Source organism: Streptomyces laculatispora, assembly GCF_017353455.1.
GTDB lineage: Bacteria > Actinomycetota > Actinomycetes > Streptomycetales > Streptomycetaceae > Streptomyces > Streptomyces laculatispora.
In genome coordinates, this window is the sequence record NZ_JAFMPZ010000025.1 from 1 (window position 1) to 13,709 (window position 13,709).

Here is a 13,709-nt window from a genome sequence, read left to right on the forward strand (position 1 = left end):
TGCCAGCCCTGGGCGGAGACGTCCTGGACAGCCCGGCCGGCCTGACCCGCTGGGTCCGTGATCGGCCCGCCCTGCTCGGCCGGGTCCCGGCCCCCGGCCTCTGGACGGCCGACGGTGCGGACCTCGCCGCCGTACGGTCCCTGCGCGCCGCCGCACGAGCGCTCTTCGCCCGCGCCGTGCGCCCCGGCGAGCCGAGCCCCGCCGACGCCGCACGGCTGATCCCCGTCGAGGCGGCGCTCGGCCGGCTGAACGAGGCGGCCGCCGCCGTTCCCGCCGCGCCGCGCCTGGACTGGCCGCGGGACGGCGAACTCGTCGTCCACGACCACCCTGCCGGGGGCTCGGCCGCGGACGCGCTCGCCCGCGCCGTCATCGGATTCCTGACCGGGCCCGACCGCACGGCCCTGCCACGCCCCTCGCTGCGTGCGCTACTTCGTCAAGGAGCACCCGCGCCAGGAGTGGTGCAAGCCCTCCTGCGGCAACCGCGCCCGCGTCGCACGCCATCACGAGCGCCGCCGCACGCCGTAGGTAGCGTGGGGGTGTGACCGCCGAGAGTGATCTTCGAACCCTGCTGAGCGACCTGCGCCCGGAGCTGCACCCCGGCCGCTACGTCTTCGCGACCGTGCCCGACGGCGTGGTGCCCGCCGAAGCCGCCCCCGTCGTCACGGTCAGTGAGGCCGAGGGGCTCACACTGGTGCTCCCCGAGGCCCAGGCCGTGGCGGCCGGACTGGACCACTCCTCCCCGGCGGGCTGGATCACGCTCCGTGTGCACTCCTCGCTGGACGCCGTGGGGCTGACCGCCGCGGTGTCCCTCGCCCTCACCGACGCGGGGATCAGCTGCAACGTGGTGGCCGGATTCCACCACGACCACCTCTTCGTCCCGCACGGCCGGGCCGCCGAGGCCGTCGCCGTACTGGAGACACTGGCCTCGGAGTCGGACGCGGGGTGACAGGATGCCGGAGGATCACCGTGTGCCGGGGAACGGCCGCGTACCCGTCCGGCGTAGCGGGACATCCGGGCGGGCGTGCGCCTCCGGCGCCGCCCGGGCCCCTGTGGGCCCGGCGCCGCGACGTGAGCCCGGCCACGTAACATGTCTCCATGTCCTTCCTCCGCCGCCGTAGCGCCGCCACACCCGCGGGCCCCGACTTCGACGTCCTGGCCATGGACCCGGGGGACTGGCCCGGCAACCTCGGCGCCGGTCTGCTGCCCGCTCCCGACGGGAGCTGTCAGGGCGTCTTCCTCCGCTACGACCTGTTCGGCGGCCGCGGCCCCGCGATGATCATCGGTAATCTCCCGGAGGGTTCGCCCGCCCGCGAGACCGAGGAGGGCCAGGTCCCCTTCGAGGTGGCCCAGCTGCTGCTCGCGCTGGAGAACGACGAGCCGGTCGAGGTCACCGCGACCGAGGACATGCCCGTGATGCAGGGCGACAACCTGCTGATCGTCCGCCGCGTCAAGCTCTCCGAGAGCCGGATCGCCTGCGTCCAGTTCGACCGCAGCGACGGCGTGCTCGTCACCATCGCCAGCTGGGACCGCCCGATCACCGACGATCTGTACACCCTCCTGAAGCCGCTGCCCGCGGAGCTCTTCCAGCAGGGCTGAGCCGCACGCGCGGCCCGCCCGCCGGGCGGCGCGCGCTGTCCGGTCCGGTGGCGGCACTTCCGTCCAAGTACACACGGCCTCTGTCCAAGAGGCTGCTTCGTCATGCGTCTTGTCCCGGGAGTCGTCGGACCTCTAGCGTCGTTCGGCATGACATCCGGGATGACGCGACGCACCACAGTGAAGACAGCGATCGGCGCAACAGGGGCTCTGGCGCTGGGAGTTCCGGCTCTCGCCGGCACGGCAGCCGCCGTCGGTACCTCCGATGAATCGGCGAAGCTGAGAGGTAAGAAGGCGCTACCGAACCCGGTACTCCACTACCTCGCCCCCGCCGCCGACTGGGAGCGCGAATCCCTGCCCATCGGGGGCGGGGCCCTCGGTGCGAGCGTCCATGGCACGCTCGCCACCGAACGTCTCACCTTCAACGAGAAGACCCTGTGGTCCGGCGGACCCGGCTCGGCCGAGGGATACGACTTCGGGAACTGGACCGCCCCCAGGCCCGACGCTCTCGCCGACGTCCGCCGGCGCCTCGACAGCGAGGGCGCCCTCGGCCCCGACGCCGTGGCCGCCGAACTCGGACAGGGGCGCCGCGGCTACGGCGCCTACCAGGTCTTCGGGGACCTGCTCCTCGACGTGCCGGGCGCCCCGGCCGCCCCCGACGCCTCCTACCGGCGCAGCCTGGACCTGCGCACCGCACTCGCGACCGTCGGCTACACCCGGGAAGGGGCCGCGCACAGCAGGGAGTACTTCGTCTCGCACCCGGGCGGGGTCATCGGCGGACGGCTCACGGCGGACCGGCCGGGACGGGTGACCTTCACCCTGCGCTACACCTCGCCGCGCAGCGACTTCACCGCCTCCGCCGCCGGGGACCGGCTCACCGTCCGCGGAGCGCTCAAGGACAACGGGCTCCGCTTCGAGGCCCAGATCCGGGTCCGCACCAAGGGCGGCACCCTCACCGCCGGCGCCGACGGCAGCCTCACCGTCACCGGCGCCGACAGCGCCTGGTTCTTCCTCGCCGCGGGCACCGACTACGCGGACACCTATCCGGCCTACCGGGGCGCGGACCCGCACGCCAAGGTCACCGTCGCCGTCGACGCCGCGGCGGGCACCACGTACGAACGCGTCCGCGACACCCACACGAGCGACCACCGCGCCCTCTTCGACCGGGTGGCGCTCGACATCGGCCAGCAACTGCCCGACCTGCCCACCGACCAGCTGCTCCGCGGGTACACCGGAGGCAGCAGCCCCGCCGACCGGGCCCTGGAGGCGCTCTTCTTCCAGTACGGGCGCTACCTGCTGATCGCCTCCTCGCGCGAGGGTTCGCTGCCCGCCAACCTCCAGGGCGTCTGGAACAACTCCACCACCCCGCCCTGGTCGGCCGACTACCACAGCAACATCAACCTCCAGATGAACTACTGGCTCGCCGAGGTCACCAACCTCGCCGAGACCACCGCTCCCTACGACCGCTACATCGAGGCCATGCGCGAGCCGGGCCGCAGGACGGCGAAGGAGATGTTCGGGACCGCCGGCTGGGTCGTGCACAACGAGACCAACCCGTACGGCTTCACCGGTGTCCACGACTACTCCACCGCGTTCTGGTTCCCCGAGGCCGCCGCCTGGCTCACCCAGCAGATGTACGAGCACTACCGGTTCAGCGGCTCCACCGCCTATCTGCGCTCCACCGCCTATCCGGCGATGAAGGAGGCCGCCGAATTCTGGCTGGCCAATCTGCGCACCGACCCGCGTGACGGACTCCTCGTCGTCACCCCGAGCTACTCACCCGAGCACGGGGACTTCACCGCCGGTGCCGCGATGTCCCAGCAGATCGTCCACGACCTCCTCACCAGCACCCTGGAGGCCGCCCGCACCCTCGGCGACGCGGCAGCCTTCCGCGGCAGGCTGGAGACGGCCCTGGACCAGCTCGACCCCGGCCTGCGGATCGGCTCCTGGGGCCAGCTCCAGGAGTGGAAGGCCGACCGGGACGACCCGGCCGACGACCACCGTCATGTCTCCCACCTCTTCGGCCTCCACCCCGGCCGGCAGATCGAGGCCGGCAGCGGCTGGGCCGAAGCGGCCAAGGTCTCCCTCGGCGCCCGCGGCGACGGCGGCACCGGCTGGTCCAAGGCCTGGAAGATCAACTTCTGGGCGCGGCTGGGCGACGGCGACCACGCCCACAAGATGCTCTCGGAGCAACTGAAGAACTCCACCCTGCCCAACCTCTGGGACACCCACCCGCCGTTCCAGATCGACGGGAACTTCGGTGCCGCCTCGGGCGTCGCGGAGATGCTGCTGCAGAGCCAGCACGACACCGTCGAGATCCTCCCCGCGCTCCCGGCCGGCTGGCCGGACGGATCGGTGCGCGGCCTGCGCGCCCGGGGCGGATTCACCGTCGACATCGAGTGGGCCGCGGGGACGGCCCGCCGTGTGGTGCTCAAGGCGAGCCGCACCCGCGAGGTGACCGTCAGCGGCACCCTGTTCGCCGGCGGCGAGAAGACCTTCAGGGCGCGTGCCGGAAAGACCTACACCCTGACCCCCGAGAGCTGAGCGAACAGCGAGGTCACCCGAGCCGCAGAGGTACCGGGCCCCGTGGGACCACTCAGGTGCCACGGGGCCGCCGTGCCCCGCCGCAGATCCTCCTCGCGGTAGCGCCGGCAGCCCCGGTGCCAGATCAGGATGCCCGCGATCCAGTGCTTCAGCTCCCGCACATAGCCCGCGAGGACCTCCCTCGCCTCGCCGTCAAGGCCGAAGTCGTCGTACAGCAAAGGAAGTTCGTGCTCCGCGACATGCAGGAACTGCCGCAGCCGCGACTTCATCAGGTCGTACACGAGCCGCATCCCGGTCGGATAGTCCACCCCGAAGAAGTTCTGCACCACCAGGACGCCGTTGTGCACCTCACCCTCGTACTCGATCTCCTTCTGGTACGAGAACAGGTCGTTGAGCAGTGCGGCATAGTCCGCCGCGGCGTTCTCCAGGGAGCGCAGCGGGCCACTGGCGTAGATCTCCGCGGGCACCTTCCTGCCGTGCCCGAGCCGGCACAGACTCATCGTCAGATCCGAACCGAAGGTCATGCGTCGCATCTCGACATAGTCCACCGGATCGGGAATCCGGTTCTGCGCCTGGTTCGCCAGCTCCCACACCCAGCTCGCCGTCATGTCCTCGATGCAGGTGCGGAAGGCGCGCCTGCCGCTGTCGTCCATCGGCGCCGCCGTGCGCTCCCACAGATCGGCGAGCCCGCGCTCCAGCGCGTTGACCGGCTCGGGCGCCGCCGCCCCGTCCAGCGGCATGAACTGCGACAGGCGCGCATTGGCCACCTTGGCCCCGGTGAGGTCACGGGCCCGCCCGTGCACCACCGGGAACCAGTCGTCGCCGTAGGTCCCCCAGGCCAGCCACTGCGAGGACAGGTCGAGCTCGTCCGGGGTGGCGTCAGGGTGAATCCCGGCCGCGCACAGCGGCAGGTCGATCGCCAGCAGCCGTTCCTCGTCCCAGATGTGCGAGCCCGGCACCCCCGGCTGCGCCTCCAGGATGCCCATGCGGGACGACCAGCCGACGAGCCGCACCCGGGCCCCGGCCAGATGCGGACTGAGCGTCGTGCCGAACGGCAGGTCGAAGTCGGGCAGCAGGGACGGGCCGACGTGCTGGTAGGGCAGATAGGTGTGACTCCGCAGCCTGGCCGACTCCGACCGGGGAGTGAACCGGATCGACGCGGCCGCCATACCGAACCCCGGAGTCGCCTGCTGGGCCCCTCCGTCGTTCATGTAGCGGCTGGAGCGCATGTGCCACTCATGGCCGCCGGACTGCCAGTCCTGGAGGCCCTTGACATAGGCCAGGACCGCCGCGGTCTGCGCGGGATCCAGCCCCTTCTCGGAGCAGAGCGGACCGAGTTCGGTGAGCGCGGTGTTCTCGAACTGCTGGAGCCGCGACGTCAGCAGATCGTTCACCGCCTCGGCGGCCTCCTGTGTCGAGCAGCCCAGGAAGTGCTCAAGGACCAGCACACCGTTGCTGTTCTCGCCCTCGTCCTCGACCTCACGCTGGTAGGAGAAGAGGTCGTTGCGCAGATGGACCCCGTCGGAGAAGGCGTCGCGCAGCACTCGCAGCGCCCGCTCACCGGCCACCGCGTCGGGTACCTCGGCGCCGGCCGCGTATTCCACCAGCCCCGCTGACCATGGGGCACCGCCCACCTTGCGGCGCATCTCGATGTACTCGACGGGGTTCGCGATGCGGCCCTCGTCGATGTTCGAGAGCTCCCACATCGACTCGTTGAGCAGGTTCTTCGTCGCCTCGGCGAACCGTGCCCGCCATCCGTCGGACATGCCCGGCACGGTCCGCGCCCACAGATCGGCCAGCCCGGCCTCCACCGGGTTCGCCGGCTCGGGCGTCGGCGCACCGCGCTCCATCGGCATGAAGGCGGGCAGCCGGTCCAGATACCGCTTGCCGCCCTTCCGGTCCGGGGTGCGCTTGAACAGCTCCAGGAAGTGGTCGTCGAAGAAGAAGACCCACACGTACCAGTCGGTCACCAGCGACAACGCCTCGGCCGAGCAGTCGGGGTGGGTGTACGCGCACAGCAGCGCGTAGTCGTGGGAGTCGAGGTCCTTCTCCTCCCAGATGCCCGATCCCTCCAGCATCCCTATGGCCCGCGCCCACACCTTGGTGTGCTGTCGGGCCTCCTCGACATGAGGATTGAGCCGCGCCGGATACGGAACATAGAAGTCCGGCAGGGTGAAGGGCTGAGCCATGTGCGTCCGGCCTTTCCGAGAGCCTTCCGCGTGAGCGTCACGCGGTTCGGTCGTGTCCGCGCGAGCACTACCCTTCGGCCGTTCGGGGCACGCACAACCGCGATTAGTCATACAAGAAGTGCACTCGTTCGAGGAGTGTTCCGCCGTATCGCCGGCAGGCCGACGGCTCCGTAAAACTCAGGTAACGCGGCACCGCCAGCAAGCCGTTGCCCATTGCCCTTCGCAGGTCAGCGACCCTGCCAGTGGTCTGGTCCACTGGCTCGACCCGCGGCCACCGCAGCGCTCTTGACGTGCTCTCACCTCAGGTCACAGAGTGTGCGCGCACAGCGGAACGCAGAGATCGGAACACGAACACCTCGCGATACGAACGGCTCAGAACACGCACAGCTCCAAGAAGGGTTGTCATGACGTCCAAGCAGAGGACCGGACTCGCGGTCGCGTTCACCACCGTCGGCGCGCTGAGTCTCGCGTTGCTCAGCCCCGGGGCGCAGGCCGGCGCGGACGGGGTGCGGCCGGAATGTCCGCGCGGCCTCGAATGCGACTGGGTCCCGGCCGCCTACCAGCAGACCGGCGACCCGGCCGACAAGGAGACGTACGGCAACTACGACACGGCGGACCGGCCGCACAGCAACAAGATCAAATTCATTGTCCTCCATGACACCGAGGAGGACTTCGACACCACCCTGAAGATCTTCCAGAACCCGCTGAAGCAGACCTCGGCCCACTACGTGGTGCGCTCCGGCGACGGCCACGTCACCCAGATGGTGAAGAACAAGGACGTCGCCTGGCAGGCCGGGAACTGGTACGTCAACTCCAACTCCATCGGCATCGAGCAGGAGGGCGTCGCCGTCGACGGCGCCAAGTGGTACACCCCCGAGATGTACCGCTCGACGGCCGCACTGGTGCGCTACCTCGCCGCCAAGTACGACATCCCCCTCGACCGCCAGCACATCATCGGCCACGACGGGGTGCCGCCCACCAGCGCCGCCGGCGCCGCGGGCATGCACTGGGACCCGGGCACCTACTGGGACTGGAACCGCTTCATGGCGCTGCTCGGCAGGCCCACTGTGCCGACAGCCCGCAAGAACAGCGAACTCATCACCGTCAGCCCGCGGTTCAAGGACAACAAGCAGGCCTTCCGCGACTGCGAGAAGGGCGTCGATCTGCCCGTGCAGGGCTCCAGCGCCGTCCCGCTCCACACGGAGCCCGCCACCGACGCACCGCTCTTCTCCGACCCGGGGCTGCACCCGGACGGTTCGCCCGGCACCAACTGCGCCGCCGACTGGGGGAGCAAGATCAGCGCCACTCAGCAGGCCGTCGTCGCCGGTCACGCGCCCGGCTGGACGGCGATCTGGTGGTCCGGCCGGAAGGCCTGGTTCGAGACCCCGGCCCGCACCCGCACCACCACCCCCACCGCGGGCCATGTCGTCAGGCCGAAGGCGGGCAGGGCCGAGGTGCCGGTGTACGGCGTGGCGTACCCGGAGAAGTCCGAGTACCCCGCCGGCTTCGCGGACCAGCGGGTGGGCACGCCGCTCCCGTACACGATCAAGGCCGGCCAGTCCTACCCCGGCGGTGGCGAGGCGCCCACCGGGTTCTTCTACGCCCCGACGATCGATGCCTCCTACCCGCTGGACCACTCGTTCTTCCGGGGCAACGAGAAGTACGTGACGGTCCAGATCGGCCATCGCATCGCCTTTGTGAAGGCCGCCGACGTGGACATCGTCCGCACGCACTGAGGACGCGCCCGTCCGGCGGCGGGCGCGTCCTCAGTGCGCTGCGGGTCCGGTGTGTCGGCACCGGACCCGCAGCGCTCATCCCCGGTGGAGGGTCAGCGAGTGCCGACCGCGGCTCGTACGGCCCGCCGGGCCATCGCGCAGTCGTCGTGCAGCCGGCGCAGCAGCAGACGCTGCTCCTCGCCCGACGACAGTGCGCCCGGCCGGTCCTGGCCGGTTCTGGGGCCCGCGGTGTCCCGTATGGCCCGCTGCACGGCCGTCTCGTACGTACGGATCTCCCGCGTCAGTACGAGCATCAGGTTGACCAGGAACGCGTCCCGCGCCGCCGGGCCCGTGACCTGAGCGAGCTGGCTGATCTGACGCCGGGCCACCGGCGCGTCACCCAGCACGGCCCACAGCGTCGCCAGGTCGTATCCCGGCAGATACCAGCCGGCATGTTCCCAGTCGACCAGCACCGGGCCGGTGGGCGACAGCAGGATGTTGGAGAGCAGCGCGTCACCGTGACAGAACTGCCCCATCCCCTGGCGGCCGCCCGCGTGGGCCAGACCGTGGAGAAGCTTCTGCAGGTCACCTAGATCACGGTCGGTGAACAGACCCAGCTCGTGGTAGCGCGAGATGCGCGCCGCGTAGTCCAGCGGGGCGTCGAAGATACCGGCCGGTGGCCGCCAGGCGTTGACCCGGCTGACCGCGCCGAGCACCGCCCGCAGATCGGCCCGCGGCGGCGCCTCCGACGGATGCCTGGTCAGCGCCGCAACCCGGCCGGGCATCCGTTCGATGACCAGGGTGCAGTTCTCCGGGTCCGCCGCGATGAGCCGGGGAACCCGTACCGGCGGGCGGTGCCGGACGAACGCCCGGTATGCCGCTATTTCGTGGCGGAACCGCTCCGACCACGCCGGCGAGTGGTCCAGTAAGCACTTGGCGACCGCGGTCGTACGTCCGGTGGAACCGACGAGCAGTACCGAACGGCCGCTGCGCCGCAGCACCTGGACCGGATTGAACTCCGGGCAGATCCGGTGCACCGAGGCGATGGCCATCCTCAGCTGCGCACCCTGGGGACCGGACAGGTCGAGTCTCCCGCTGAGCGATTGAGTGCCCGGACCCGCCATGCGCCGGGCCCGACCCATGCCGGGCGCCGGTACAGCGGCGCGGGGGTCGAGATACGGCCCGCCGCCCGCCCCGAGGGGACGGAGCGGCCGGGGCGGGGCGGACACGGAGGACGATGCTGTGTACATGGGCGATACAGATCCCTTCGTGCGCCGACAAGTTGCGTGCGCCGCCCCGGCCGGCGACCGTTCGGCACCCTGGGGAGTACCTAGGGCTGCCGGGCGGGGTGGTGCTTTCCTACCTGACACCGGCGCGCGGGTGGCAGACCATGTGGCGGACCCTGGCGAACCCTGGCGAATAGTCGCAGGGCATCTGACAGGGGGTTACTGTCAACACAGCCGAGAACCTGGGGGCTTGACGTGACCGGAGAACCCAACACCCGCCTGTCGGACCTGTTCGGCCTTGCCGGCTGGTCCAAGGGCGAACTCGCGAGAATGGTGAACAGGCAGGCGGCGGCCATGGGCCACCCCCAGCTCGCCACCGACACCTCGCGGGTGAGGCGCTGGATCGATATGGGGGAGTCCCCCCGTGATCCCGTGCCCAAAGTGCTGGAAGTCCTGTTCACCGAGCGGCTCGGTCGTGTCGTGACCATCGAGGACCTCGGGTTCGGCCGGCGCGGGCGTGTGGGGAAACGGCGAGAGACCGGGACGGAAGACAATCCCGACCAACTCCCCTGGGCGCCCGAACGGACGGCAGCGGTCCTCACCGAATTCACGGGAATGGACCTCATGCTCAACCGACGCGGCTTGGTGAGCGCGAGCGCCGCGCTCGCCGCCGGCTCCACCATCGCCGGCCCCATGCACGACTGGCTGCACACCGACCCCGTACTGGCGGCCGACGCCCCACGCATCGACGACCCCGTGCACGCGGACCCAGCCGGTTTCGACCGGTACGAGGCCGCGCCCATCGGTTCGGAGGAGATCGAGGCGCTGGAACGGTCCGTGGAGGTGTTCCGCGCCTGGGACGCCTCCCGGGGCGGCGGCCTCCAGCGCAAGGCCGTGGTGGGCCAGCTCAACGAGGTGGGCGGCATGCTGGCCTACCGCCACCCCGACCATCTGCAGCGCCGCCTCTGGGGCGTGGCTGCCAACCTCGCCGTGCTCGCGGGATGGATGTCCCACGACATCGGCCTCGAACCAACGGCCCAGAAGTACTTCGTGATCGCGGCTCACGCGGCGCGCGAGGGCGGCGACCGGCCGCGCGCGGGCGAGGCCCTGTCCAGGGCGGCCCGCCAGATGGTCCACCTGGGCCGTCCGGACGACGCGCTCGACCTCATGAAGCTCGCCCATTCCGGCTCGGGAGACATGGTCCTGCCGCGCACCCAGGCGATGCTGTACACCATCGAGGCCTGGGCACAGGCCTCCATGGGACGGGGCCAGGCCATGCGGCGCACCCTCGGCAGGGCCGAGGAACTCTTCATCTCGGACAAGGGCGATGTCCCACCACCCAGTTGGATGCAGATGTTCGACGAGGCGGATCTGCACGGGATGCAGGCACTGGCGTTCCGCACACTGGCCGAGCACGAGCCCTCGGCGGCCGCCACGGCCCAGCGCCACGCGAAGCAGGCACTCGAACTGCGGGTCAACGGGCGCCAGCGGTCCAAGATCTTCGACTACATCTCGCTCGCCTCGGCATGCTTCATCGCCGACGACCCCGAGCAGGCAGACCGCTACGCCCGGCTCGCCCTGGTGACGATGGGGGAGACCTCCTCGCACCGCACCTGGGACCGGCTGCGCGAGATGTACCGGCTGACGGGCCAGTTCGCCGGCTACGCGAAGATCGAGGACCTGCGCGAGGAGATCGAACGCTCGCTGCCGCAGAGTTCCCTCATCAAACAGCGGACCAGGAGTTCCGAGATCTGACCCCAGGGCGCCACCAGAAAGAGGCGCCGTTCCTCAACACCTGTCCGGACAGCGCACCATGGGCCGCCGGGCGTTCTCGTACCAGTGCCGTGTGTTCTCCGTGTGCCCTTGCCTCCGCGCGCGGTGTGTATGTGCCCTATGCCCCGATGCGGGCGATCAGCACACATGCGTCGTCCAGTCGCCGGGTGCCGCCGAACTCCTCGGCGACCGTCCGTACACAGTCCTGCGCCGTGCGGGCCTCGGCGAAGCGCGGCGCAAGTCCGAGCAGTGCTTCCGTGCCCGGACGGAGGCCGTTGCGCCCGTCGTTGGTCCGGGCCAGTCCATCGGTGTGGAGCACCAGTACATCGCCGGGCAGCAGGTGCGCCTCGTCCTGCTCGTAGGTGATCCCGGAGGCCGCTCCGAGCAGTACGCCGTCGGGCTGAGGGAACGGGCGCCCGGTTCCGTTGCGGAACAGCAGCGGTGCGGGGTGTCCGGCCTGCGCCCAGTCCAGGGTGCGGGTCCCGGGGTCGAATCGGCAGCACACCGCGCTGCCGAGAGCGGGCTGGACCGATGTCTCCAGTAGCTGGTTCAGATGCCCCATCAGGGCCCCGGGGTCGATGCCGGCCACCGCCATGCCGCGCAGCGCACCGAGGATCATCGCCATGGCCGATGTGGCCTGGATGCCGTGACCGGTCAGATCGCCGACCGTGAGCAGCATCCTGCCGTCCGGCAGTTCCATGGCGTCGTACCAGCCGCCGCCGATCAGGTCGCTGGACTCGGAGGGCAGGTAGTGGGCCGCGATGTCCAGCGCTCCGGGACCCTGGTCCGGGAGGCGCAGCGAACCCCGCCACGGCGGGAGCACGGCTTCGTGCAGCTCGACCGCGAGCCGGCGTTCCGTCCGGTCGATGTGCTGCTGACGACGGAGCGAGTCATGGGTGCGGTGCACCACCTGCTGGCTGCGCCGCAGCTCGCTGACGTCGCGCAGGACCGCCCACATGGATGCGGTGCAGCCGTCCGCGTCGAGGACGGGCTCGCCCGTCATGTGCAGCGTCCGCGTCCCCCCGTCGGGGCGCTGGATCCGGAACTCACCGTCTATCGGCTTTCCGTCGACCAGGCAGTCCGTCACCAGCGCGGTGAGTACGGCCTGATCCTCGGGAAACAGCACGGAAGGGAGATCATCCAGGGAGAGCGGTCCGGCCTGTGCGGTCCGGCCGAAGATCTGGAGCAGTTCGTCGGACCAGCTGACCGCGTCCGTCAGCAGATTCCACTCGGCGCTGCCCACCCGGCCGGCCGGCGAACCCGCCCGCTCCTCGCCGACGGTCTCCTGACCTGCTCCCAGCGACAGCTCGGCCACGAGCTGTTCTGCGGCTTCCGGCGGCAGACCCTCCTTGAGCTGTCCCAGGTGCGCGCCGAGATCATCCAGGTGATGCACCGCCAGATCGCAGAGCGCGCGCTGCCAGCGCAGCTGCGGATCGTCCTCGTCGACCAGCACGGCGTCGCGCCGCACCGCGTCCACATCGCCGCGCAGCCGCCGCGTCCGGTTGATCAACGCGTCGACGGCATCGCGCTCGGGCGGCTGGGGGGCGGGGCGGTCCGCGGACAGATGGGACGGCATGACGTACTCCGATACAGGCGCGGTACAACCAGGTCTGAGGGTGGACCGAATACGACTGTCGCACAGCCGACTGGGGCCCGTAAGCGGTTTGGCAACACTCGATGCGTTCTTGCAGCTGGCATATGCCAGCGGCTGAGTTCCGCCGCGATCTTTCGAACAGTCTTGCTTTTGGAGGGTGTTGACGCATGAAATCCGGCGCGCGGAGACGTTCGGTGCGCCTGTTCGCGCCGGCTCTGCGCGGGTTGAACCGAACGCGCCGGGGCATGTGCGGGCCGGATGCCCCACGGAGGGCGAGGGCTTCGGCCCGGGTGCTGCTGGATGTCGAGGCGGTGCCGCCGCGCCGCGTCAGCAGACGGCGATACGGCCGTACGAACCCACCTTCCAGGTCCGCTTGAGGGTCTCGCCGGGGAAGGTGGTCCGGCACTGCCTGTCGGGGCCGTTGTCGATGGCCGGCTTGATGTGCATGTTCCGGCCGCAGTTGTTGGTCGTCCAGGCCGTCCTGTCCTGCTTGACGGCCTCGCGCGCCCCACCTGCGGGCGCGGCGGCGCCGGCGGCTGCCGCCGGGCCCGCCGCGGTCATCGCGCAGGCGGTGATCATCGCGGTGGCCGCGATGGCGGAGAGGGTGTTCTTCAGGTGCATGGGTCACGTTCCTCGGGCAGTCGTTCGCAGTGCCGGGCACTGCGGTCAACGATCGTGACGGCCTCGCGTGACGGCTCGCCGAGGAGTGCCGGACGTGTGTCGGCCCACTCCGGGGCCCCGGCCCGAACCGGGCGGGAATGCGCCCGGACACTCCGGCGTTGCACCGGCAGAACGAAAACGAATCCCGTTCCCAACAAGGGGAGGATTCGGTTCACGAGTACGGAGGTTGCCATGGCCCGAAGTGAAGCCCGTCCTGTCGTGACGCTCCGCTCGACCGCGGGGACGGGGCAGAGCTATGTGACGCGCAAGAGCCGTCGCAACAGCCCCGACCGGCTGGTCCTGCGCAAGTACGACCCCGCTGCCGGGCGGCACGTCCTCTTCCGCGAGGAGCGCTGACCGACGAGCCGTTCGCGGATCGAGGGGGGCGGTCGTCCGCCCCCTGTGCCCTCAGTGA

Annotated in this window: 10 protein-coding genes and 1 pseudogene; 7 read left to right on the plus strand and 4 right to left on the minus strand. The window is 70.6% G+C overall.

Features of this window, described 5'->3' with window-relative positions; genetic code table 11:
- Positions 1-8 precede the first annotated feature (8 nt).
- The 4 genes and pseudogenes from J1C73_RS00995 (at position 9) to J1C73_RS01010 (ending at position 4,137) form a co-directional block, all read left to right on the plus strand.
- Positions 9-525, plus strand: a pseudogene (locus tag J1C73_RS00995) (ABATE domain-containing protein).
- 13 nt (positions 526-538) lie between these two features.
- Positions 539-946, plus strand: coding sequence for an ACT domain-containing protein (locus tag J1C73_RS01000; RefSeq protein ID WP_207314633.1), 408 nt, complete (start codon positions 539-541; stop codon positions 944-946).
- Positions 947-1,095: 149 nt separating this feature from the next.
- Positions 1,096-1,596, plus strand: coding sequence for a hypothetical protein (locus J1C73_RS01005; RefSeq protein ID WP_207314634.1), 501 nt, complete (start codon positions 1,096-1,098; stop codon positions 1,594-1,596).
- Between the two features lie 159 nt (positions 1,597-1,755).
- Complete coding sequence (locus tag J1C73_RS01010; RefSeq protein WP_242643536.1) at positions 1,756-4,137, plus strand: glycoside hydrolase family 95 protein; 2,382 nt, start codon at positions 1,756-1,758, stop codon at positions 4,135-4,137.
- On the opposite strand, the gene J1C73_RS01015 is transcribed toward J1C73_RS01010, so the two are convergent.
- Positions 4,113-6,326, minus strand: a complete 2,214-nt coding sequence (locus J1C73_RS01015; RefSeq protein WP_207314636.1) for a terpene synthase family protein — start codon at positions 6,324-6,326, stop codon at positions 4,113-4,115. The two genes, J1C73_RS01010 and J1C73_RS01015, sit on opposite strands and share 25 nt — an antisense overlap.
- A gap of 404 nt (positions 6,327-6,730) precedes the next feature.
- Between J1C73_RS01015 and J1C73_RS01020 the strand changes: the two genes are divergently transcribed.
- A complete protein-coding gene (locus J1C73_RS01020) occupies positions 6,731-8,062 on the plus strand; it encodes an N-acetylmuramoyl-L-alanine amidase (protein ID WP_207314637.1) in 1,332 nt (443 codons plus the stop codon).
- Between the two features lie 92 nt (positions 8,063-8,154).
- Here J1C73_RS01020 and J1C73_RS01025 read toward each other — a convergent pair whose 3' ends face one another.
- The gene (locus J1C73_RS01025) at positions 8,155-9,291 is read right to left on the minus strand and encodes an aminoglycoside phosphotransferase family protein (RefSeq protein WP_207314638.1); all 1,137 of its coding nucleotides are present in this window, start codon (positions 9,289-9,291) and stop codon (positions 8,155-8,157) included.
- 231 nt (positions 9,292-9,522) lie between these two features.
- On the opposite strand from J1C73_RS01025, the gene J1C73_RS01030 reads away from it, so the two are divergent.
- Positions 9,523-11,022, plus strand: a complete 1,500-nt coding sequence (locus tag J1C73_RS01030) for a DNA-binding protein NsdB (protein WP_207314639.1) — start codon at positions 9,523-9,525, stop codon at positions 11,020-11,022.
- Positions 11,023-11,158: 136 nt separating this feature from the next.
- On the opposite strand, the gene J1C73_RS01035 is transcribed toward J1C73_RS01030, so the two are convergent.
- Both J1C73_RS01035 and J1C73_RS01040 read right to left on the minus strand, forming a co-directional pair.
- The gene (locus J1C73_RS01035; RefSeq protein WP_207314640.1) at positions 11,159-12,616 is read right to left on the minus strand and encodes a PP2C family protein-serine/threonine phosphatase; all 1,458 of its coding nucleotides are present in this window, start codon (positions 12,614-12,616) and stop codon (positions 11,159-11,161) included.
- A gap of 345 nt (positions 12,617-12,961) precedes the next feature.
- On the minus strand, positions 12,962-13,255 hold the full coding sequence (locus J1C73_RS01040) for an alpha-amylase inhibitor (protein WP_207314641.1): 294 nt from the start codon (positions 13,253-13,255) through the stop codon (positions 12,962-12,964).
- Positions 13,256-13,486: 231 nt separating this feature from the next.
- Here J1C73_RS01040 and rpmG point away from each other — a divergent pair, with 231 nt between their 5' ends.
- On the plus strand, positions 13,487-13,651 hold the full coding sequence (rpmG, locus tag J1C73_RS01045; protein ID WP_123466864.1) for a 50S ribosomal protein L33: 165 nt from the start codon (positions 13,487-13,489) through the stop codon (positions 13,649-13,651).
- Positions 13,652-13,709 lie beyond the last annotated feature (58 nt).

Bases quoted from the DNA above. Each gene is read 5' to 3' on its own strand.
- J1C73_RS01005 (WP_207314634.1), top strand. From the start codon at position 1,096: ATGTCCTTCCTCCGCCGCCGTAGCGCCGCCACACCCGCGGGCCCCGAC.
- J1C73_RS01010 (WP_242643536.1), top strand. From the start codon at position 1,756: ATGACGCGACGCACCACAGTGAAGACAGCGATCGGCGCAACAGGGGCT.
- rpmG (WP_123466864.1), top strand. From the start codon at position 13,487: ATGGCCCGAAGTGAAGCCCGTCCTGTCGTGACGCTCCGCTCGACCGCG.
- J1C73_RS01035 (WP_207314640.1), bottom strand. From the start codon at position 12,616: ATGCCGTCCCATCTGTCCGCGGACCGCCCCGCCCCCCAGCCGCCCGAG.
- J1C73_RS01025 (WP_207314638.1), bottom strand. From the start codon at position 9,291: ATGTACACAGCATCGTCCTCCGTGTCCGCCCCGCCCCGGCCGCTCCGT.
- J1C73_RS01040 (WP_207314641.1), bottom strand. From the start codon at position 13,255: ATGCACCTGAAGAACACCCTCTCCGCCATCGCGGCCACCGCGATGATC.
- J1C73_RS01015 (WP_207314636.1), bottom strand. From the start codon at position 6,326: ATGGCTCAGCCCTTCACCCTGCCGGACTTCTATGTTCCGTATCCGGCG.
- J1C73_RS01020 (WP_207314637.1), top strand. From the start codon at position 6,731: ATGACGTCCAAGCAGAGGACCGGACTCGCGGTCGCGTTCACCACCGTC.